A 21,494-nucleotide genomic window follows, 5' to 3' on the forward strand; every position below is an offset into this window, starting at 1 on the left:
CTGTTTCCGTGAGCAGGAGAACCACATGATCCACGCTGATCCAGTCCTTCGCACCGTTGTTGCGGCCACTGATCTCTCTGAACCCGCAATGGTGGCGTGTCACCGTGCGGCGCAGCTGGCGCATGCCCACGGCGCCAGCCTGAGTCTCGTTCACATGGTGACCCTCGGGCTGCTCGACCGTCTGCGGTTGGTCGCAGCAGATGACGCTGAGCAGGTCGAGGGGCTGTTGCTGGCTGCGCTGGCCGCTGACGTACAGGCCGTCGCCGACGACCTGGCGGCCCGCTACCAGGTGAAGGCCCAGGTCACGGTTGAACGGCAGCCCATTGTGGCTGGCCTGCTCAGCCACGTGGCGGCAACCCAGGCCGATCTGGTGGTGGTCGGTCCGCAGGGTGCGGGACGCGTGCGGCACGCTGTTCTGGGCTCGACCGCCGAAAGGCTGGTGGGCCGTTGCCCCGTGCCGGTGCTGGTCGCGCGGCAGGGCGGGCCGGCAGGCTACCGCCAAATCCTGGTGCCAGTGGACTTTTCGCCTGCTTCACGCGCGGCGATCGAGGCGGCGCGCCGCCTGGCACCGCAAGCGCAACTGATCCTGATGCATGCCTTTCTGGTGCCGTTTGAGGGCAAGATGAAGCTGGCCGGCGTGGACGACGACCACATCCATCGCTATGAGCTCCAGGCGCGTCAGGATGCCCATGCGCACATGCAGGCCCTGATGGCCGAGTGCGGCCTGGATGCGGATCGGGTCGCTACCGTCGTGGCACACGGTGAGCCGACGCGGCTCATTCTGGCCCACGCCGACGAGCTGGGCGTCGACCTCATTGCGATGGGCAAGGGACAGGACACGGTACTCGAGGAGCTGCTGGTGGGCAGTGTGACCAAACACGTGCTGGTCGAGGCTGAAACCGATGTGCTGGTGACAGCCTGAAAGCACAGAGCCCAGCGCGAAGGCTGGGCTCTGGCTTGATCTGGCTCCCCGACCTGGGCTCGAACCAGGGACCTACGGATTAACAGTCCGGCGCTCTACCGACTGAGCTATCGGGGATCATCTGGGGTGTCGGGCCTTGCGATTTCGGCAGGCAAGGCCGTCTTGAATTTTTGGCTCCCCGACCTGGGCTCGAACCAGGGACCTACGGATTAACAGTCCGGCGCTCTACCGACTGAGCTATCGGGGATCAGATCAATGTCGTGCAGGCCATTTTTCAACGAACCGGCACAACATCAGTCGAGAACGCGACTATAGCATGGAACGCCGGGCGCACTGAGCGCTGTCGCTTTTTGCATGCACATCGCGCCAGCGCTGTCCGCCTTAGAAATCGAGCCGGGCCGACAGCGTCACCGTGCGCGGCAGCATCGGGAACAGGTAGTAGTGGCCCGTCAGGGCCGGTGCCTCCCGCCAGGCCTTGGCGTCGAGCAGGTTGGTCACGCCCAGTTGCACCGTCCATTGCTGGCCTGCGGTGTGTGGCGTGGTGGTCTTGAGCGTCAGGTCGACGCGGTTCCATGCGGGCAGCCGCGCGGTGTTGGCCACATCCACCCAGCGACGACCCTCGCGTACCAGATCGGCCTGAACCGACACCGGCCAGGTCAGTGGCAGCGTGTACTGACCTGACAGGCGCAGCGTGTGCTCGGGCACGTTGGTGCTCTCCTGCCTGTTGACCGCAGGATTGGCGCTGCCGCGGCGCTCTGTGTCGATCCACATGCCACCGGCGGCGAGTTGCCACGGTCCACGACGACCCTGCCATTGCAGTTCCAGCCCGCGATGGGTGGCGGTGCCGTCAAGCAGGAACTCGCCGGTGGCCGGGTTGCCTGCCCCTTGTGGCTTGCGAATCGCAAACAGGCTGACCGACCAGTTCTGCTGTCCGTTCAACCAGGGTGCCTGTCCCTTGAGTCCCACCTCGGTCTGGCGGCTCTTGTGCACAGGCAGTGGCGCGCCCGCATTGCCGTACCACACCGCCGGCACATGCAGCACCTCCACGCCCTCGCCCCAGCTGACGTAGGCCTGTGTCGAAGGGGCCAGGGTGTAGCCCAGGCCCAGCCAGGGGGTGGTCAGGTCTTCGCTGATGCGCGGCGCAGCTGTGCCATCGGCCGTGCTGCGCGCGTTGCGGCGGATCTGGGTGTGGCGCACGCCGAGCCAGGCGCGCAGCGATTCGCTCAATGCGACCTCGTCACGCAATGCCAGTTCGGTGCTGCGATCGGTGCGGTCAAGCCCCGCACCCAAGGCGGTGTGATCCGGTGTGAGCCCAGGCACGCCGGTGTACGTGTTGCCGTCGCCGACATAGTTGAATGCGGTGTTGTTGACATCGGTCTTGTGCAGCGAGCGCAGCAGCGACAGCTGCCACCTGTGGCCCATACCGCCGATGCGCGCCTCGCCTTCCAGCTCGCTCAGCAGCGAGCGCGTGATGCGACGTTCGCCCTCGGATCGGTAGTCGTAGTAGGCGAAGTCGCCATTGGCGCAGTACTGCGCGAAGTCATCGAAACCACAGCCGAACGGAAAGCCAGCCCGGTCGGCTGACTGCAGGTGCTGCTCGCCATAGGTCACGCGCGCGCGCAGCCCCTGGCCCAAGTCGCCTTGCCAGCGCAGCGAGCCGGTCGTGCCAGCCATCACCACGGGAAGCGTCCAGTCTTGCCGGTTGAAGTTGCGGGTTCGGTCGACCGAGTGGATCGACGGCACCCGGCCGTCCAGCAGGCTGTAGCCCGGCGCGCTAGGCTGGGCCAGTCGGCTGCTCTCGATCTCAAACTCGATCAGGTGACCCGGGTTCAGCCGCCAGTCGGTGGCCAGAGCGGCCAGTTTGCGTTGGCCGCGTGTGCCGTCCACCGGCGTGTCCAGGCGTTCGGCGGCCAGGTTCAGGCGGGCGCCGAACTGGCGGGCGTCGCCGAAGCGGTCACCCAGATCCACCGTGGTGAGGTGGGCGCCAGCATCCGTGGCCGACAGGCCGACCGAGCGGGTGCGGCCCTCGGGCCGCTTGACCAGCAGGTTGACCAGCCCGCCCGGCGCGCTGACGCCCGCCTGCAGGCCGCTGATGCCCTTGTACACCTCGACAGCGGCCTTGTTGTCCAGCGGCAGCCGGGTCTCGCCGTTGATGGGCAGCCCGTCGCGGCGGTAGTTGCTGGTGTTGTCCAGCGTGAAGCCCCGGATGGCCAGGATGTCCCAGTAGCCGGCCGTGTTGTAGCTGTCCGTCACGCTGGCGTCGAGCTTGGTCAGCTCGGCCAGGCGGGTGACCTGGGCTTGCTGCAGGGCGTCCTGGCTGAATGTCTGGGCCTGATACGGTGCGCGCCAGGCGGGGCCATCGCCCCAGCCCGACACGCTGGCGCGGTTCTGCCGCTCGGGCGTGGCGGTCACGCCGATGGTTGGCAGTGTGGCGGCTGCGGTGCCATCGGTCTGCGCGTGGGCCGGGGCCCAGGCCAGCGTGGATGCCACGGCTGAAGCCAGCGTGGCGGCAAAAGGGGACAGGGCGAACGGAAGAAGGCGACGCATCAGGCAGGCTCCGGCACAGGTGGTCGCGCGGGTGCGATGGACAGATGCGCGACAGCGTTGCCGGCGATGCGGGCCATGCTTCCCTACGCGAGGATGATCTCGGTCAGGTTCGAAGGGACTCTCTCAGCGATCGCGCCCAGACGGCAAGGCGATCACACCCCTAGCAATGACCGGATTCTAGCCCCGAGGCGCGTGTCATGCGCGGCCGAGCCGCTGCTTGAGCAACGGGCTGGTGGTGGTGTAGAGCAGGTGTTGCGGCGCGTCGGGGTTCAGCGCGGCCGACGCCGCGTGCGCGGCCAGCGTGGCTTCATGAAAGCCACACAACAGCAGCCGCTTCTTGCCAGGGTAGGTGTTGACGTCGCCCACGGCGTACACCCCAGGCAGGTTGGATTCGAAGGTGGCCGACGAGACGCTGACCTGTTTGCGCTCCAGCGTCAGGCCCCATTCGGCCAGCGGCCCCAGCCGTGGGCTCAGTCCCTGGCGAATCAGCAGGTGGTCCAGCGGCAGACTGACGGGTTGGCCATCGCTGCCCAGGAGGCGCAGTGCCGTGACGCGGCCGCCGTCGGTGTCAAGCGCATCGGGCAGGCCAGTCTGAAGGCGCACTGCACCGTCGCGCATCAGCAGCCGCACGGCCGCATCCAGCTCGGGTTCGGCCTGAAACACGTCGCGGCGGTGCTGCAGCGTGATCTGTGCGGGCCGACGCTCGGGCGTGTCGGCGCTGAGCGCCACCACGGTCGACAAGGCCTCATCGCCGCCACCGCAGACCACCACGTGCTGGCCTGCCCAGGGCGCGGGTTGACCGGCATCGGGCAGATGGTGGTGAACGTTGGTGCAATCGCCCAGCCCGGGCAGGTTGAGGCTGCGGGGCACGAAGGCGCCAGCGCCCGCGGCGATGAAGACGGCCCGAGCGCGGAAGGCGCGGCCCTGCTGCGTGGTCAGCTTGAAGTGCCCGCAGTCATCTCGGCTCAGGTGGGCGACCTGCTGGCCCAGATGCAGGCGCGTGCTGTGTCCCTGCGCATCACGCGGCAGAAAGGGCGCGGCCTGGTCCAGCAGCAGTTGCGCGAGCTCACGTCCCGTGCACGCGGGAATGCCCGGCACATCGTAGATGGGCTTGTCCGGGTACAGGGCCACGCATTGGCCCCCCGGTTCGGGCAAGACATCGACCACATGGGCCTCCAGCCCGAGCAGGCCGAGCTGGAAGACCTGAAACAGGCCCACCGGGCCCGCGCCGATGACGACGGCGTCTGTGTCGATCATGCCCGTTGAAGGCAGGTCAGCGGATCAGCTGATCCAGCTTGCCCGTCTTGTCCTTCCACTCTTCGGCATCGGGCAGCGCGGCCTTGCGCTTGGTGATGCTGGGCCACTTCTTGGCCAGATCGGCGTTGATCTGGATGTACTGCTGCTGGTCGCCAGGCACGTCTTCCTCGGGCACGATGGCGTTGACCGGGCACTCCGGGATGCACACGGCGCAGTCGATGCACTCATCGGGGTCGATGACGAGGAAGTTGGGGCCTTCGCGGAAGCAGTCCACCGGGCACACGTCCACACAGTCCGTGTATTTGCAGCGGATGCAGGCTTCGGTGACGACGTGGGTCATGACAATCTCTTGTTGCGGTTTGAGGGGATTGAGGGCGGGATTTTACGGGGGCTCAGCCTTCGGCAGGCGGGCGGCCTTCGCCGCAAAGGGGGATATGGGTCAAAGGTTCGTCAGGAATCTCGGTGGCGGCGGCCCCCACGATGACCAGGGTGGGGCGCCCGGCGTGGATGTCCGAGGCCTCGCCCAGCGTGGCGACGGTGTGCAGCGAGTGGCGCATGTCGGGCCAGCCGGCGCGAGACACCACACTCACCTGTGTCTCGCCGGGCCAACCGGCATCCAGCAGACCCTTGCTGAGCGGGGCCAGCTGGCGGCCTGCCATGTAGAACACTTCCGTGTCGGCGCGTTGGCCAGGGCCCATGCCGCATTGCAGGTCGCCCGTGCGGGTCATCGCGGTGGTGAAGCTCACGCTGCGTCCCGAGCCGCGGCGCGTCAGCGGCCGTTGTGTGGCGGCAGCAGCGGCCAGCGCGGCCGTCACGCCCGGCACCACCTCACAGGGGATGCCGGCGGCGTGCAGCGCGTGCAGTTCTTCTTCAAGGCGACCGAACAGGCTCGGGTCCCCGCCCTTGAGTCGGGCCACCAGGCCACGTTCGCCATGAATGGCACCCACGGCCAGCGACTGCTCAACCAGCAACCGGTTGATGCGCGTCTGGCCGTTGAAGTCGCTGCCTTCCTTGCCGGAAAAGCCACGCTTGCCCACGTCGATCCAGTCGGCCTGAGGCGCCAGATCCCGCAGGCTGGGGTCGGCCAGGGCGTCGAACAGCACCACCTGAGCCTGCCCGAGCAGCCGGCTGCCCCGCACCGTGATCAGATCGGCCTCGCCGGGGCCGGCGCCAATGAAGACGACCTTGGCGGCCACCAGTGAGCACGGCGAACTGGACACGGTACGGACGTCCTGAACCACGGCCTCAGGCGGCCTGGACCAGCAGCGCACCCGAGGTGCGGTTGGTGGTCGGGTCGACCACGATCAGCGCACCGCCCACGCGGTTGTCCACGTAGGCCTCCACGGGCAGCGGTTGCTGCGTCTGGATGGTCACGCGGCCGATCTCGTTGACGGCCAGCTCATGCGCATCGGTGTCTGCCAGCGAGTGAATGTCCAGGCGGCTGGCGATGGCGGAGATGCGGGCCTGCACCCAGCGATTGCCATGGCGCACCCAGTACTTGCGGCCGACCACGGCGGGCTCGGTGTCCAGCCAGGCCAGCGTGGCGCTGAAGCTGTCGGTGGGCTTGATGGAGCCGGGGGTGTGGATCCAGTCGCCGCGCGAGATGTCGACCTGGCGGTCCAGCACGATGCCGGCCGACTGGCCCGCTTCACACTGGTCCACCACCAGGGCCGCGTGGCGCACTTCGGCCACCACGGCGGTCTGGCCGCTCGGGAAGATCTGCACTTCGTCGCCGGCCTTGACGGCGCCATGGGCGATGCGACCCCAGAAGGTGCGGTACTGGTGGCCAGTACCCGAAGCATTGGCTTCGCCTTCGCCCACCGCGTCGCGGGTCACGTACTGCACGGGGTGCAGCAGGGCGCCGTCGTGGCGCTCGTCTGTCACGGGCAGTTGTTCCAGCACCTGCAGCAGGGTGGGGCCCTGGTACCAGGGCCAGTTGGCCGACGGCGTGGTGACGTTGTCGCCACGCAGCGCCGACACGGGGATCACACCCTTGTTGACGATGCCCGCTTGCTCGGCAAAGGCTTCCAGCGAGGCCTTGACGGCGTTGAAGGCTGCTTCCGTGTCTTGCTCGATGGCGTCCAGCTTGTTCACGGCGAACACGATCGAGGGCACGCGCAGCAGGTGGGCCAGCAGGCTGTGGCGACGCGTCTGCGCCAGCAGCGGCACGGGCGAGGCCTTCCAGTCGATCTTGGTGATGTCCACCAGCACCACGGCGGCATCACTGCCGGCGGCAGCCGTCACCATGTTGCGGGTGTATTGCTCGTGCCCCGGGGCGTCGGCGATGATGAACTTGCGCGTCTTGGTCGCGAAGTAGCGGTAGGCCACATCGATGGTGATGCCTTGCTCGCGCTCGGCTTCCAGGCCATCGGTCAGCAGCGACAGGTCAATGGGCGCACCGGCGGCGCGCTTTTCCAGCGCGTCGAGCTGGTCGGCCAGGATGGCACGGCTGTCAAACAGCAGGCGGCCGATCAGGGTGCTCTTGCCATCGTCCACGCTGCCCGCAGTCAGGAAGCGAAGTGCTTTGTGGGCCAGTTCTTCGCTGGCTTCGTTGTGAATCACGGTGCTCATCAGAAATAACCTTCCTTCTTGCGGCGCTCCATCGAGGCCTCGGACGTGCGGTCGTCCATGCGGGTGGCGCCGCGCTCGCTCACGGTCACGTGCAGGGTCTCGGCGACGATGTCGGCCGGGCTGGCGGCATCGGATTCGACCGGGCAGGTGCAGGTCATGTCGCCCACGGTGCGGAAGCGCACGTCCACCGTCTCGATGGTTTCGCCTTCCAGGGCCGGTGTGACCTCGGTCAGCGGCACCAGCAGGCCCTTGCGGCGCATCACCTGGCGGGGGTGCTTGTAGTAGATGTTGGGCAGCGGGATGCCTTCGCGGGCGATGTACAGCCACACGTCCAGCTCAGTCCAGTTGCTGATCGGGAAAGCGCGGAAGTGCTCACCCGGCTTGATGCGGGTGTTGAACAGGCTCCACAGCTCGGGGCGCTGCTCCTTGGGCTGCCATTGGCCGAAGCTGTCGCGGTGGCTGAAGATGCGTTCCTTGGCGCGGGCCTTTTCTTCATCGCGGCGGGCGCCGCCGATCAGGCAGTCGAAGCGGTTGTCTTCGATCGCTTCCAGCAGCGTCACGGTCTGGTGGCCGTTGCGCGACTCCAGCGGGTGGGCCAGGCGCACGGTGCCGCGCTTGATGGAGTCTTCCATGTGCGCGACGATCAGGCGTTCACCGATCTCGGCCACGCGCTTCTCGCGGAAGTCGATGACCTCAGGGAAGTTGTGACCGGTGTCCACGTGCAGCAGCGGGAAAGGCAGCTTGCCTTCGAGCTTCCCCGTCGCGGGGTTCTTCATCTTGAAGGCCTTCTCGGCCAGGTGCAGCACCACGCAGGAGTCCTTGCCGCTGGAAAACAGCAGACCGGGGCGCTCGAAGCTGGCCGCCACTTCACGCAGGATGAAGATGGCTTCTTCTTCCAGCGCGTCCAGGTGGCGGTGGTCAACCTCCGCCAGCAGTTGGTTCACATCACTCATCTTGTTCTCGCTTTTGAATCTTCAGGCGCACGTTCACTTGTGAACATGCAGGCCGCATTCTTTTGCTTTCTCGTCTTCCCACCACCAGCGCCCAGCGCGGAAGTCCTCGCCCACGGCAATGGCGCGCGTGCAAGGTGCACAGCCAATCGACGGCATGAACTGGTCGTGCAGCGGGTTGTAGGGCACGCCGTGTTCTTTCACGTAATGCCACACATCGCCCCAGGTCCACTCGATCATCGGGTTGAACTTGGCGCGGCCCTTGTCGTCCGACTCGCGGGCCAGCATGCCGCCCCGGTTGTTCGACTGCTCGCGGCGCAGGCCGGTGATCCACGCCGTGCGGCCCTCCAACATGCGCGCCAGCGGCTCCAGCTTGCGGAGGCCGCAGCAGGCCTTGCGCAGGTCGATGCTTTCGTACATGGCCTTCTCGCCGTTCTTCTGCACGAATGCGATGACGGCTTCGGCCACGGGCTTGTAGACCTCGACCTTCACCCCTTGGCCGTCGAAGGCGTCGGCATAGTGTGATTCGATCGTGCCGATCAAGGCCACGGTCTCGGGGTGCAGTGCGCCCGTCTCCAGCGTGCCCACGGCGATGCCGATGCCGTGCCGCGCGATCAGGTCAGTGACGATCATGTCCTCCACGCCGAGGCTGGTGGCCTGGATCACCTTGCCTGGGTGCTCGGCCGCAGCGGCCTTCAGCAGGGCGACGGTGTCAGCCAGCTTGGCCTCGAAGTCAGGACTGGCCTTGGCGTACAGACCGATGGCCGAGCCGGCCGGCGAGGGCGCACCGCCGAGGCTGCTCACGCCACCGAAGTCGAGGCTGGACACGTTGCTCATGAGGGGGCTCTCCGATCGCGGGTGTTCAGGCCGTGGCGCGGCCAAAGACCGGCTTGCTCACGTTCACGTCGCCCTGGTAATGGCCACGGGCGGCAAAGAAGCCCAGCGTGCGCTCGGCCGTGGCGCGATCTTGATCGCCGCGCAGCACCACGGCGTCGAAGCCGGTGCGCGCCAGCAGGGGCATCATGTCGACCAGCACGTCGCCCGTGGCACGCACCTCGCCGCCAAAGCGATAGCGGGCGCGCAGGATGCGAGCCTGGGTGTAGGCGCGACCATCCGTCCACTTCGGGAACTGCAGCACGACCAGGTCGAGCTTGGCCACATCGGCTTCCAGCACCTCGATGTCGGTGTCATTGGCCAGGATCACGCCCACAGGCTTGTAACCCTCGCTGCCCTTGGCCGGCCATTGCTCGCGCACGGCGTGCCATTGGGCCAGGGTCAGCAAGCTGTAAGACTTGACGGGCGGGTGGGCCATCGGGCCGTCTTCGCCACCCACGGTGTGCCACTGGTCGTGATGGGGATCGATGAATTTCATGTTGGATGTCCTTGCTGGATGTCCTTGCTGTCGGCCCCGTGATCAGGCGCTCTTGGCCGTGGTGCGGCGAACGGCGTTGGCGGCGGTCTTGAACGGCTCCAGCCCCACGCGCTTGACGGTGTCGACAAACTTCTCGCCGGCGGTGCGTTGAGCCTGGTAGGTCTCGATCACGGCCTCGACCGCGTCCTGCACCTCGTCGGCAGCGAAAGACGGGCCGATGACCTTGCCGGCCACCGCTGCGGGGGCATGGTTCGAGCCATCCGAGCCACCCAGCGTGATCTGGTACCACTCGGTGCCGTCCTTGTCCACGCCCAGGATGCCGATGTGGCCGCTGTGGTGGTGGCCGCAGGAGTTGATGCAACCTGAGATGTGGAGGTCGATCTCGCCAATGTCGTAGAGCTCATCCAGGTCCTGGTAGCGCTCGATCAGCGCGTTGGCAATCGGGATGGAGCGGGCGTTGGCCAGCGCGCAGAAGTCGCCGCCCGGGCAGGCGATCATGTCGCTCAGCAGGCCGATGTTGGGCGAGGCCAGCGTCGCGGCCTTGGCGGCTTGCCACAGGGCGTACAGGTCTTCCTCGCGCACAAAGGGCAGCAGCACGTTCTGGTCGTGCGTCACGCGCAGCTCACCGCAACTGAACTGGTCGGCCATGTCGGCAATGGCGTCCATCTGGGCATCCGTCACGTCGCCAGGGGCCTGGCCCACACGCTTGACCGACAGCTGGACGCACTTGTAGCCCTGCAGCTTGTGGCCCTCCACGTTGCGCTCCAGCCACTTGGCGAACTGCTTCTTGTCGGCTTCCGACGCGTCGGCCGGCAGGCCATTGCCTGAGGGGGGGTGGGCCTGCACGGCGGCGGGGTAGGCGAAGCCGGCGTTGACGCGGTCGAACTCGGCCTGCGGGATGATGTGGGCGGCGCCGTCGGCGTCGCGCTCGAGGATGTTCTTGAACTCGGCGTTGACCTGATCGAAGAACTTCTGGCCTTCGGCCTTCACCAGGATCTTGATGCGGGCCTTGTACATGTTGTCGCGGCGACCGTAGCGGTTGTACACGCGCACGATGGCCTCGATGTAGACCAGGATTTGCTGCCAAGGCACAAAGTCGTTGATGACCGTGCCCGTGATGGGCGTGCGGCCCATGCCACCGCCCACCAGCACCTTGAAGCCGACTTCACCGGCGTCGTTCTTGACCAGGTGCAGGCCGATGTCATGCCAGGCCACGGCTGCGCGGTCTTCCTTGGCGCCATTGACGGCAATCTTGAACTTGCGCGGCAGGAATGCGAACTCGGGGTGCAGGGTGGACCACTGGCGCAGCACCTCGCAGTAGGGGCGGGCGTCGATGATCTCGTCTTCGGCCACACCGACCTTGGCATCGGCCGTGATGTTGCGGATGCAATTGCCCGAGGTCTGGATGCCGTGCATGTTGACCTCGGCCAGCAGGTCCATCACATCGGCCGCCTTGGGCAACGGGATCCAGTTGTACTGAACGTTCTGGCGCGTGGTGAAGTGGGCGTAGCCGCGGTCGAACTCGCGCGCGATGCGGGCCAGCTGGCGGATTTGCTTGCTCGAGAGCTCGCCATAGGGCACGGCCACGCGCAGCATGGGTGCATGGCGCTGGATGTACCAGCCATTCTGGAGCCGCAGCGGGCGGAAGTCGTCGTCGGCCAGCTTGCCGGCCAGGTTGCGCTCAAGCTGGTCGCGGAACTGGGCCGCACGTTGGCGGACGAACTGCTTGTCGAACTCGGTGTATTGGTACATGGTGCGCAGCGAGGAAAAGAACGGTGGGGATGCGTGAGCGGTCAGGAATCAGGCCAGCGCACGGTACAAATTGTAGGCACTGGTCAGGCAGATCACGGTGCCGACCAGCACCAGCAGCGTGCGAGTGGGCAGGCGCTTGGTCAGAAATGCGGCAAACGGCGCGGCAAACAGGCCACCGACCACCAGGCCGGCGACGATGGGCCAGGGGCCTTCGTCTACGAGCACGGCAAACACGGCGGCCACCGCAAACGTCAGGAAGAACTCGGCGAAGTTCACCGAACCGATGGTGGTGCGGGGGTCTTGTCCGGTGCCCACCAGCGTGGTGGTGACCACGGGGCCCCAGCCGCCGCCGCCCACCGCGTCCACAAATCCGCCCAGCAGGCCGAGCTTGGCGACGTGCTTGGGAGGCTTGCGGTTGGTCTGAATCTTCTTGAACACCTTGGACATGATGTACAGGCCCATCAAGAACAGGTAACCCGCCACAAACGGCTTGATCAGGTCGCCATCAATACTTGACAGCAGCCAGGCGCCAACGGTGGCCCCCAGCAGCCCAGGGATCAACAGCCTCAGAAACAGCGATCGGTTCACGTTGCCCAGCTTGGCGTGAGACAGGCCGGACACGCCGGTCGTGAACACCTCGGCGATGTGCACGCTGGCACTGGCCACCGCAGGCGAAGCCCCTGAGGCCAGCAGGAAGGTGGTCGACGTGATGCCATAGGCCATGCCCAGCGCGCCGTCCACCGTCTGGGCCAGCAGGCCGACGGCCACCGCCTTCCAGAAATCGGAACTGCGCAGCGTGTCCTGGATCAACTCGAAGCCGGTGCGGCTGTGCTCGCCGTTGAACAGGCGCGAGCCCAGGTAAATCATGACGCCGGCCAGCATGAACACGACCGACCACATGGCGATGCGCATGACCGGATGGTCGGACGGGTGGGTGATGTCGTCTTCGACAGGCGGCAGCCCGAGCGCTTGGTGCTCGGCGTTGATCGTGTTGTCAGACAGGTCGAGGTTGCGGATCTTCATGCTGGAGCAGCCCGTGCACATGCGACGCCCATGGACGGGCCCCACAATCGAGGTCGGGATGCTATCGGGCTTCCATATATATGAAAACGATTTTTTCAGAAGTTGCTAATAGCCATATCGAATATAGACGTCGGTGCCGTGTCGTGCTGTTCGGGCTGGTCGCGCTGGCAGTGGGCCTGACGGGGTGCGCGAGTAGAGCGCCCGAGGTGCGCCCGCCGCCGCCTGTCACCCAGACCAGCCCCCCGTCTGTCACGCCGTCTGACCCGGTCATCACGCCGCGGCCGCCCGAGCGAGCGCCGCGCATCGGCCTGGCCTTAGGTGGCGGCGCCGCACGCGGGTTTGCCCACATCGGCGTGCTGCAGGTGCTGGAAGAGCAGGGCATCAAGCCCGACTTGGTCGTGGGCACCTCTGCCGGCAGCGTGGTTGCCACGCTCTATGCCGCGGGCCGCACGCCCGTGGAGATGGGGCGCATGGCCATGACGCTGGACGAGTCCACCATCACCGATTGGGTGTTTCCGGGCCGCTCCGTGCTCAAGGGCGAGGCGCTGGCCCGTTTCGTGCGCAACCAGGTGGGCAACCGGCCCATCGAGGCCATGCGTCTTCCGCTGGGTGTGGTGGCGGCCGATCTCCAGACCGGCCAGCCGGTGCTGTTCAGACGGGGGGATGCCGGCGCTGCCGTGCGTGCGTCCAGCGCCGTGCCAGCGGTGTTCGAGCCGGTGCGCATCGGCGAGCGCGAATACATCGACGGCGGCGCCGTCTCGCCGGTGCCGGTGCGCTTTGCCCGTCAGATGGGCGCCGAGGTGGTGATCGCGGTCGACATCTCGGCTGTGCCGGAGGGGCAGCCAACGCGGCGGGCCACCGACATTCTGCTGCAGACCTTCAGCATCATGGGCAAGGCGCTGGGCCAGTTCGAAACGCGTGACGCCGAGGTCGTGATTCGCCCCAAGCTGGAAGGCATCGGCAGCGCCGATTTCAGCGCGCGCCGCCTGTCCATCCTTGCGGGCCGGGAGGCCACGCTGATGGTGTTGCCCCAGATCAAGGCCGCTGTCCGGCCTCGTTGAAACGGCCTCAGCGCGGTGTGCCGAAAGGGGCGCCTGCCAGGCGGTCGCCTGGCTTGACGCCACGGCGGCTGAACCAGCCCTGGTTCATTTCCAGAGCAAAGCGCACTGGTTCGGCCGAGCAGTGGGAGTCCAGGCTGCCCGCCTTCATCTCGGCCACGTTGACAACCGTTCCGTCGTCGCGCAGGAACGCGATCGACAGGGGAATCAGCGTGTTCTTCATCCAGAAGCACTGACGTTCGGGCCGGTCAAACACGAACAGCATGCCGTGATTGACCGGCATGCTGCTGCGGTGCATCAGGCCGATAGCATGTTCCTGGGGAGTGCGGGCCACCTCGGCCTTGATGTTGTACATCCCGGCGCCCAACTGGATGACCGGCAGACTCTGCGGGCCATCCAACGCGGCAGCCGACAGACTGGTCAGGCTCACCGCAGCGATGGCGAGCCTCCGCAGCAGGCGAACGAAGGGCCGCGAGGAAGGTCGCGCGGAAGGCCGCGAGGTCGGGCGCCCGACGGGGCACGCTGCGTACGTGCCAATTCCGCCGATTTTGGTGGGGGGCGCGGCTTCGCTGACAATGAAGGGTTGGCTCATGACGAGGACTCTGGCGCGGTGCCGGGTCTGGCATCGATGTGGGCCTGACTGTAGCAGTCTCTTCTCTCATGAATGCCGCTGTGAATGTGCCCTTGGCCGATGGCCAGCCGCTGCCCTCTCTGCCACCGCTGACTTCCGCCCAGGTGGCGGGCCTGGATGACCCCGAGCTGCTGCGCCAGTGTGTGCTGGATCAGGTGCCCGGCTCATCGCTGCGGCGCATCGGGCTGGGCCTGTCGGGCATGTACTGTGCGGCCTGCTCCATCACCATCGAGGATGCGCTGCGTGGCGTGCCTGGGGTGTCCGACGTCCAGGTGCAGGCTGCCTCGCAGAGGGCGCGCATCACGCTTGACCCCTCTGCCGTGCGCCTGTCCGACCTGGTGGCGGCGGTCCAGCGTGTGGGGTACAAGGCGTGGCCGGACGCGGCGGCACGAGCCGGCCATGAGCGGCTGAAAGAGCGTAGGCTGCTGTTGTGGCAGTTCGCCGTAGCGGCGTTCTGCATGATGCAGGTGATGATGATCACGTTCCCCCAGTACGTGGCCGGGCGTGACGAGATTCCGCCTGACCTGTGGAACCTGATGAACTGGGCCAACTGGGTGTTGAGCCTGCCCGTGGTGCTCTTTTCCTGCGGGCCATTCTTCCGCGGTGCCTGGCGGGCGGCCATGCAGGGCCGTGTGGCCATGGACACGCCGGTGGCAATCGGCATGGCAGCCGCGTTCATCGTGTCGACCGGCGTGACCTTTGGCTATGACGAGGTGTTCGGCCCGGATGCGTACTTCGATTCGCTCACCATGTTTGTGGCGTTCCTGCTGGCTGGGCGCTGGCTGGAAAGCCGTGCGCGCGAGCGGGTGACGCAGTCACTGGAAGCGCTGTGCGTTCGGCTTCCGGAGGCGGTCGATCGGGCGGTGGACCCGGCCGCGGCATTGGCCCAGGCCGAAACCGAATCGGTGCCAGTGTCGGCGTTGCGCCACGGCGATCGCGTGCGTGTGGCTGCGGGGCAGGCGTTTCCCGCTGACGGACAAGTGCTGGAGGGGCGCACCGAAGTCGACGAGTCTCTGCTGACCGGGGAGTCGCGTGCGGTGGTGCGCGAACCCGGGCAGATGGTGGTGGCTGGCAGCATCAACCTGTCCGCGCCCGTGTGGGTCAGCGTCGAGCGCCTGGGGCCGGACACCCGCTACCAGCAGATCGTCTCGCTGGTGCAGCAGGCGATGACAGAAAAGCCGAGCTGGATGCGGGTCGCCGACCGGTTCGCCAGCCCGTTCCTGTGGGGGGTGCTGGTGCTGGCCGCGCTGGGCGGGCTGGTCTGGTACTGGATCGATCCGAGCAAGGCCATCTGGGTGGCTGTGTCCGTGCTTGTGGTGACATGCCCGTGCGCGTTCTCGCTGTCGGCGCCGTCGGCGCTGCTGGCAGCGGCCGGCAACATGGCCACACGCGGCGTGCTGGTGCGCCGGCTCGATGCGCTCGAAACCCTCGCCCACATCGACGAGGTCTACTTTGACAAAACGGGCACGCTCACCGAAGGCATGCTGACGCTCAAGGCGGTGACCACGGCGGATGGGGGTGAGATGCCCCTGGCGCCAGACGGATCAGACTGGCGCACGCGCTGGCCCCAGGCTGCGGACCTCGCCGCGCATTCGCAACACCCGCTCTCACGCTCGCTGGTCGCCGCGGCAGAAGGCGAGGGCGGCTGGGCGCGGCAGGCCTGGGACGAGGTGCATGAGCTGGCTGGGCAGGGGGTGACCGCGCAGGCAGCTGACGGGCGCACCTGGCGGCTGGGCCGGCGCGACTGGGTGCTGGCCGGCCATGGTCCGGCCTGGGCTCTGGCAGCCGAGCGGCCACGGGTGTGGTTGGCAGCGCACCGTCCAGACGGCTCGCTGGACGAGGCCACACTGGTGGGGTTTGTATTCGATGAGGTCTTTCGACCGCAGGCTGCGCCGGCTCTGGCCGAGCTCGCAGCCCAGGGCATCCGCTCGGCCATTCTGTCTGGCGACCAGCGTGACCGGGTCGAGGCAGCCGCCCGCGAGCTTGGTCAGGTGGCCGTGGCCGGGGCCGAGGCCACGCCCGAGGACAAGCTTCGCCTGATCGAGCAGGCCCAGGCCCGGGGCAAGCTGGTGGCGGTTGTGGGCGACGGCATCAACGATGCCCCCGTGCTGGCCAAGGCCAATGTCTCGATCGCGCTTGATCAGGGCGCCGCTCTGGCACAGTCCCAATCCGATTTGCTGGTGCTCAATGGTCGCCTGTCTGGCGTGCCACAGGCTGTATCCATCAGCCAACGTGCACTGCGCATCGTGAAACAGAACCTGACCTGGTCTGCCATCTACAACTTCAGCAGCATCCCGCTCGCGCTGGTGGGACTGATGCCCCCTTGGCTTGCGGGGCTGGGCATGGCCCTCAGCTCGCTCGGGGTGGTGCTCAATGCACTTAGACTCGGCGCCGCGCGTCACTGACGGCAAACCACTTCGTCATGGAAATTCTGTACGTTCTGCTACCCGTCTCGGTCCTGCTTGTGCTCGCCATCCTGGCGGTGCTCGGCTGGGCTGTCTTCAATGGTCAATTTGAAGACATCGAACAAGAGGCCGTTCGCATCTTGAAGACAGAAGACGAAAAAGGTGAGGATAAGGTTGAGCCTCATCAATATTGAGTAGTGGTTTGCCCTCACAATTCAGCCTGCAACAAAGGAGAACAAGAGATGGCAACCACCCACTCTGCCACCTATAACGACACGGTCGTGCGGCAATTCGCCGTCGCGGCGGTCGTCTGGGGCGTCGTCGGCATGGCGGTCGGCGTCCTCATCGCGTCACAATTGGCGTGGCCGGAGCTCAATTTCGGCATTCCCTGGCTGTCCTACGGACGGCTGCGTCCGCTGCACACCAACGCCGTGATTTTTGCGTTCGGTGGCTGTGCCCTGTTCGCCACGTCCTACCACGTTGTGCAAAGAACGTGCCAGGTCCGCCTGTTCGGCGGGCCTTTGGCCGCTTTCACGTTCTGGGGTTGGCAGTTGGTCATCGTCCTGGCCGCACTGTCGCTGCCCATGGGCTTCACCAGCGGCAAGGAATATGCCGAACTCGAGTGGCCCATCGACATCCTGATCGCCGTGATCTGGGTGGCTTACGCCGTGGTGTTCTTCGGCACGATCGGCATCCGCAAGGTGCGCCACATCTACGTGGCCAACTGGTTCTACGGCGCCTTCATCATCGCCGTGGCCCTGCTGCACATCGTCAACAGCGCGGCCATCCCGGTCGACCTGACCAAGTCCTACTCGGCCTACGCCGGCGTGCAGGATGCGATGGTGCAATGGTGGTACGGTCACAATGCCGTAGGCTTCTTCCTGACGGCTGGCTTCCTGGGCATGATGTATTACTACATCCCCAAGCAGGCTGAGCGTCCGGTCTACTCCTACCGCCTGTCCATCGTCCACTTCTGGGCGCTGATCTTCACCTACATGTGGGCAGGTCCTCACCACCTGCACTACACCGCGCTGCCTGACTGGACGCAATCCGTCGGCATGGTGTTCTCGCTGATCCTGCTGGCGCCTTCGTGGGGCGGCATGATCAACGGCATCATGACCCTGTCGGGCGCCTGGTACAAGCTGCGCGATGACGCCATCCTGAAGTTCCTGATCGTGGCCCTGTCGTTCTACGGCATGTCGACCTTCGAAGGCCCGATGATGTCCATCAAGACCGTGAACTCGCTGTCGCACTACACCGACTGGACGGTCGGCCACGTGCACTCGGGTGCCCTGGGCTGGGTGGGTCTGATCTCGATGGGTTCGCTGTACTACCTGATCCCGCGCATGTTCGGTCGCAAGACCATGTACAGCGTGCCGGCCATCTCGCTGCACTTCTGGGCGGCCACCATCGGCATCGTGCTGTACATCGCCGCGATGTGGATCGCTGGTGTGATGCAAGGTCTGATGTGGCGTGCGGTCAACCCTGACGGCACCCTGGTCTACACCTTCGTCGAGAGCGTCAAGGCCAGCTACCCCTTCTACGTGATCCGCGTGGCGGGCGGCCTGCTCTACCTGGGCGGCATGATCCTGATGCTGTGGAACACCGTGATGACCGCCATGGCCGGCCGCGCCACCAACGCGCCGATCCCCCAGGCTGCGCCGGCTCACGCCTGATTGGAGAATCTCATGGCTGACAACAACCACAAGCCCAAGCTCTTCTCGCACGAGCGGATCGAAACCAGCAACTTCCTGATGATCGTTTTGACCCTGGTGGTCGTCGCGGTCGGCGGCCTGGTCGAGATCGTGCCCCTGTTCTTCCAGCAAAGCACGACCCAGCCGGTCGATGGCCTCAAGCCCTACACCGCGCTGCAGTTGGCCGGTCGCGACGTCTACCTGCGTGAGGGCTGCTACGGCTGTCACTCGCAGATGATCCGCCCGTTCCGCGCCGAGACGCTGCGCTACGGCCACTACTCGGTGGCGGGTGAGTTTGTCTACGACCACCCGTTCCAGTGGGGCTCCAAGCGCACGGGTCCGGACCTCCACCGCGTGGGCGGCAAGTACTCGGACGAATGGCATCGTGTCCACCTGATCAACCCGCGTGACGTGGTGCCCGAGTCCAATATGCCGGCTTACCCCTGGCTTGAGAACGCGCCCGTGAATGCCAAGGGACTCGCACCGCGGATGGAGGCCCTGCGCAAGGTCGGCGTGCCCTACAGCGACGCCGAGATCAAGGCCGCGGAGATGGAAGTGCAAGGCAAGACCGAGATGGACGCGCTGATCGCCTATCTGCAGGTCCTGGGCACGGCCCTCAAGTAACAAGGAGTTGCGCAATGGACGTCATGGATCTGAGAAGCCTCTTCACCGTGGCATGTCTGGGCGTATTCGTGGGCATCGTTGCGTGGGCCTACTCGCGCAGCAACAAGTCCCAGTTCGAAGAGGCAGCGCGCCTGCCTCTTTCTGAAGATTGACTGGAGGCTCTTCATGAGCGACTTCGTATCGAGTGGATGGGCGTGGTATGTGGCCGCGCTCGTCGTGGCCGGCCTGTTGTATTGCGCCTTCGTGCTGATTGGCGCCGCACGCCACAAGGTGATTTATGACGCGCAAGGCAACGTCGACAAGACGACTGGCCACGTGTGGGATGGTGACCTGCAGGAGTTGAACAACCCGCTGCCGCGCTGGTGGCTGATGCTGTTCATCATCACGCTGGTGTTTGCTGTGGCTTACTTCTTCTTCTATCCTGGCCTGGGCATCTACCAGGGCAGCCTGAAGTGGAGCGCCACGGGCCAGTTGCAAAACGAGATTGCCAGGGCCAAGCTGGAGCAAGACAAGATCTTTGGCCAGTTTGCCGGCAAGTCTCATGAAGAGCTGGCCAGCGACCCCGCTGCCATGGCCATCGGCCAACGTCTGTTCCTGAACAACTGCGCTGCCTGTCACGGTTCGGACGCCAAGGGTTCCAAGAGCTTCCCAAACCTGACTGACGGCGACTGGCTGCATGGTGGCTCGCCCGAGAAGATCGTCGAGACGATCGCACAGGGTCGCCAAGGTCAGATGCCGCCGCTGGCAGCTGCGGTGGGCTCGCCGGAGGAAGTTCGTCAGGTCGCGCACCATGTGCTGAGCCTGTCCGGCAGCGGTCACAACCCCGTGCTGGCTGCGCAGGGTCGGGAGAAGTTCAAGGCCGTGTGCGCGGCGTGCCATGGCGCCGACGGCAAGGGTAACCAGGCCATCGGCGCGCCCAACCTGACCGACAAGATCTGGCTGCACGGCTGGGGTGAAGAGGCCATCGTGAGGGCCATCAACAATGGCATCGTGAACGTGATGCCGGCGCAGAGCCCGCGTCTGTCGGACGACCAGATCAAGGTGGTGGCCTCGTATGTGTGGGGGCTGTCGAACACGACCAAGGTGGCCGACGCCAAGTAAGGTCCAGTCAGAGGGGGCGGTTGCCCCTTCTTGATCCCCATCAAGCCAAAGGCAAAAATCGAATGCGGCGGAGGCGCCCCATGATACCCTGATGGGTATATGGCGCCTCCGCCGCTTTTTTGTGTGCCGTCATGAGCGAAACCGCGAATTCCTCCACCCCTGCCGCCCCCAATCGCGAGGATCGGCGCGAGCAGGTCATCTCGCTTTACAAGAAGAGCGAAACCATCTACGCCCGTGCCGTCGATGGCTGGTTTGCCAAATGGCGCTGGGCCATGGTGTGGGCCACCCAACTCGTGTTCTACGGCTTGCCTTGGCTGTCTTGGAATGACCGTCAGGCCGTGCTGTTCGAGCTGGACACCAGGCGCTTCTACATCTTCAACCTGGTTCTCTACCCGCAGGACTTCATCTACCTCACGGCGCTGCTGGTGATCTCGGCCTACGGGCTGTTCCTGTTCACCGCGGTGGCGGGTCGCTTGTGGTGCGGCTATGCGTGTCCGCAGTCGGTCTACACCGAGATCTTCATGTGGATCGAGCGGCGCTTCGAAGGCGATCGCATGAAGCGCATGAAGCTCGACAAGGGGCCTTGGACGCTGGAGAAAGCCTGGCGCAAGGGCGGCAAGCATGCCGCATGGATTGGCGTCGCGCTGTGGACGGGCTACACCTTTGTGGGCTACTTCACGCCCATCCGTGAATTGGGCTCGTCCGTCCTCACCCTGGGCATGGGGCCGTGGGAAACCTTCTGGGTGCTGTTCTACGGTTTTGCCACCTACGGCAACGCCGGTTTCATGCGCGAGCAGGTGTGCAAGTACATGTGTCCGTATGCGCGCTTCCAGAGCGCCATGTTCGATCGCGATACGCTGATCATCAGCTATGACACCAAGCGCGGCGAACCGCGGGGCGCCCGCTCGCGAAAGGCCGCAGCGGCGGACAAGGGGCAGGGCGACTGCATCGACTGCACGCTGTGTGTCCAGGTCTGTCCCACCGGCATCGACATCCGCAACGGCCTGCAGTACGAGTGCATCGGCTGCGCCGCATGCATTGACGTCTGCAACGGCGTGATGGACAAGATGGGCACCCCGCGGGGCCTGATCCGCTACACCACGCTCAACGCCATGGATCAGGGACTCAACCGTGGGGAGATGTGGGCCCGGGTGGCGCGCCCCCGCGTGCTGCTCTATGCTGGCATCCTCGTGCTTGTGGCTGGGGCCTTCCTGTACAGCCTCTACACCCGACCGCCGTTCCGTGTAGACATCGTCAAGGACAGAGGCGCCTTGGCCCGTATCGTGGACGACGGCTATGTCGAAAACGTCTATCGCATCCAGGTGATGAACGCCAGTGAAGCCGTCCAGCGTTATCGCATCGGCGTGGACCAGCTGCCGCAGGCTGTGGTTGAAGGAGGGCAGGATGTCGTGCTCGGCCCCGCAGAAGCTCGCTGGGTGCCCGTCGCGGTTCGTATCCCGCCTGAAACGGCCGCCCGACTCGGCAGCGGCAGTGTCGGTATGACGGTCGTGGTCGAGCAGATGCGCCAGGGCTACGCCGCTCAAGTCGATGTGCGCGAGAAGTCCACTTTCATGATTCCCCGCTGAT

Annotated in this window: 20 protein-coding genes, 2 tRNA genes and 1 riboswitch; of the genes, 9 read left to right on the plus strand and 13 right to left on the minus strand. The window is 65.8% G+C overall.

Features of this window, described 5'->3' with window-relative positions; genetic code table 11:
• Positions 1-25: 25 nt before the first annotated feature.
• Positions 26-922, plus strand: a complete 897-nt coding sequence (locus GTZ97_RS04095) for a universal stress protein (RefSeq protein WP_161649260.1) — start codon at positions 26-28, stop codon at positions 920-922.
• 41 nt (positions 923-963) lie between these two features.
• Here the strand turns inward: GTZ97_RS04095 and GTZ97_RS04100 are convergent.
• The 12 genes from GTZ97_RS04100 to GTZ97_RS04155 form a co-directional block, all read right to left on the minus strand.
• A tRNA-Asn gene (locus tag GTZ97_RS04100) sits at positions 964-1,039 on the minus strand.
• 54 nt (positions 1,040-1,093) lie between these two features.
• Positions 1,094-1,169 (minus strand) — tRNA-Asn (locus GTZ97_RS04105).
• Between the two features lie 134 nt (positions 1,170-1,303).
• On the minus strand, positions 1,304-3,469 hold the full coding sequence (locus GTZ97_RS04110; protein WP_161649261.1) for a TonB-dependent siderophore receptor: 2,166 nt from the start codon (positions 3,467-3,469) through the stop codon (positions 1,304-1,306).
• A 63-nt stretch (positions 3,470-3,532) separates the two neighbouring features.
• Positions 3,533-3,641: riboswitch (TPP riboswitch) on the minus strand.
• A gap of 23 nt (positions 3,642-3,664) precedes the next feature.
• Positions 3,665-4,726: an NAD(P)/FAD-dependent oxidoreductase gene (locus GTZ97_RS04115; RefSeq protein ID WP_161649262.1), complete on the minus strand. Its 1,062-nt coding sequence runs from the start codon at positions 4,724-4,726 to the stop codon at positions 3,665-3,667.
• Between the two features lie 16 nt (positions 4,727-4,742).
• Complete coding sequence (gene fdxA, locus GTZ97_RS04120; RefSeq protein ID WP_161649263.1) at positions 4,743-5,066, minus strand: ferredoxin FdxA; 324 nt, start codon at positions 5,064-5,066, stop codon at positions 4,743-4,745.
• A 52-nt stretch (positions 5,067-5,118) separates the two neighbouring features.
• Positions 5,119-5,946, minus strand: coding sequence for a uroporphyrinogen-III C-methyltransferase (gene cobA / locus GTZ97_RS04125; protein ID WP_330863541.1), 828 nt, complete (start codon positions 5,944-5,946; stop codon positions 5,119-5,121).
• A gap of 25 nt (positions 5,947-5,971) precedes the next feature.
• A complete protein-coding gene (locus tag GTZ97_RS04130) occupies positions 5,972-7,297 on the minus strand; it encodes a sulfate adenylyltransferase subunit 1 (protein ID WP_161649264.1) in 1,326 nt (441 codons plus the stop codon).
• The gene (gene cysD / locus GTZ97_RS04135; protein ID WP_161649265.1) at positions 7,297-8,250 is read right to left on the minus strand and encodes a sulfate adenylyltransferase subunit CysD; all 954 of its coding nucleotides are present in this window, start codon (positions 8,248-8,250) and stop codon (positions 7,297-7,299) included. The genes GTZ97_RS04130 and cysD overlap by 1 nt, the downstream gene beginning before the upstream one ends.
• Before the next feature lie 33 nt (positions 8,251-8,283).
• A complete protein-coding gene (locus GTZ97_RS04140; protein WP_161649266.1) occupies positions 8,284-9,084 on the minus strand; it encodes a phosphoadenylyl-sulfate reductase in 801 nt (266 codons plus the stop codon).
• 25 nt (positions 9,085-9,109) lie between these two features.
• Complete coding sequence (locus tag GTZ97_RS04145) at positions 9,110-9,619, minus strand: DUF934 domain-containing protein (protein ID WP_161649267.1); 510 nt, start codon at positions 9,617-9,619, stop codon at positions 9,110-9,112.
• A 42-nt stretch (positions 9,620-9,661) separates the two neighbouring features.
• On the minus strand, positions 9,662-11,371 hold the full coding sequence (locus GTZ97_RS04150) for a nitrite/sulfite reductase (RefSeq protein WP_161649268.1): 1,710 nt from the start codon (positions 11,369-11,371) through the stop codon (positions 9,662-9,664).
• A gap of 48 nt (positions 11,372-11,419) precedes the next feature.
• Positions 11,420-12,394 (minus strand): sulfite exporter TauE/SafE family protein, encoded by a 975-nt coding sequence (locus GTZ97_RS04155; RefSeq protein ID WP_161649269.1) that lies wholly within the window; start codon positions 12,392-12,394, stop codon positions 11,420-11,422.
• Between the two features lie 143 nt (positions 12,395-12,537).
• Here GTZ97_RS04155 and GTZ97_RS04160 point away from each other — a divergent pair, with 143 nt between their 5' ends.
• Positions 12,538-13,455 carry a patatin-like phospholipase family protein gene (locus tag GTZ97_RS04160; RefSeq protein WP_330863543.1) on the plus strand — a complete coding sequence of 306 codons (918 nt, stop codon included), beginning with the start codon at positions 12,538-12,540 and terminating at the stop codon, positions 13,453-13,455.
• Positions 13,456-13,462: 7 nt separating this feature from the next.
• Here GTZ97_RS04160 and GTZ97_RS04165 read toward each other — a convergent pair whose 3' ends face one another.
• Complete coding sequence (locus GTZ97_RS04165) at positions 13,463-13,891, minus strand: DUF192 domain-containing protein (protein WP_407926730.1); 429 nt, start codon at positions 13,889-13,891, stop codon at positions 13,463-13,465.
• 221 nt (positions 13,892-14,112) lie between these two features.
• Between GTZ97_RS04165 and GTZ97_RS04170 the strand changes: the two genes are divergently transcribed.
• From GTZ97_RS04170 to ccoG, 7 genes are all read left to right on the plus strand, one after another.
• On the plus strand, positions 14,113-16,488 hold the full coding sequence (locus GTZ97_RS04170; protein ID WP_161649272.1) for a heavy metal translocating P-type ATPase: 2,376 nt from the start codon (positions 14,113-14,115) through the stop codon (positions 16,486-16,488).
• 17 nt (positions 16,489-16,505) lie between these two features.
• Positions 16,506-16,682 (plus strand): cbb3-type cytochrome oxidase assembly protein CcoS, encoded by a 177-nt coding sequence (gene ccoS, locus GTZ97_RS04175; RefSeq protein WP_161649273.1) that lies wholly within the window; start codon positions 16,506-16,508, stop codon positions 16,680-16,682.
• Positions 16,683-16,730: 48 nt separating this feature from the next.
• On the plus strand, positions 16,731-18,164 hold the full coding sequence (ccoN, locus tag GTZ97_RS04180) for a cytochrome-c oxidase, cbb3-type subunit I (protein WP_161649274.1): 1,434 nt from the start codon (positions 16,731-16,733) through the stop codon (positions 18,162-18,164).
• 12 nt (positions 18,165-18,176) lie between these two features.
• Positions 18,177-18,806 carry a cytochrome-c oxidase, cbb3-type subunit II gene (gene ccoO / locus GTZ97_RS04185; RefSeq protein ID WP_161649275.1) on the plus strand — a complete coding sequence of 210 codons (630 nt, stop codon included), beginning with the start codon at positions 18,177-18,179 and terminating at the stop codon, positions 18,804-18,806.
• 23 nt (positions 18,807-18,829) lie between these two features.
• Positions 18,830-18,958, plus strand: coding sequence for a cbb3-type cytochrome oxidase subunit 3 (locus tag GTZ97_RS04190; RefSeq protein WP_330863545.1), 129 nt, complete (start codon positions 18,830-18,832; stop codon positions 18,956-18,958).
• Positions 18,959-18,971: 13 nt separating this feature from the next.
• Positions 18,972-19,907, plus strand: a complete 936-nt coding sequence (gene ccoP, locus GTZ97_RS04195; RefSeq protein ID WP_161649277.1) for a cytochrome-c oxidase, cbb3-type subunit III — start codon at positions 18,972-18,974, stop codon at positions 19,905-19,907.
• Positions 19,908-20,038: 131 nt separating this feature from the next.
• A complete protein-coding gene (gene ccoG, locus GTZ97_RS04200; RefSeq protein ID WP_161649278.1) occupies positions 20,039-21,493 on the plus strand; it encodes a cytochrome c oxidase accessory protein CcoG in 1,455 nt (484 codons plus the stop codon).
• Position 21,494 lies beyond the last annotated feature (1 nt).

It is taken from the genome of Aquabacterium fontiphilum, from assembly GCF_009909205.1.
In the GTDB taxonomy this organism is placed as follows: Bacteria; Pseudomonadota; Gammaproteobacteria; order Burkholderiales; family Burkholderiaceae_C; genus Aquabacterium; species Aquabacterium fontiphilum.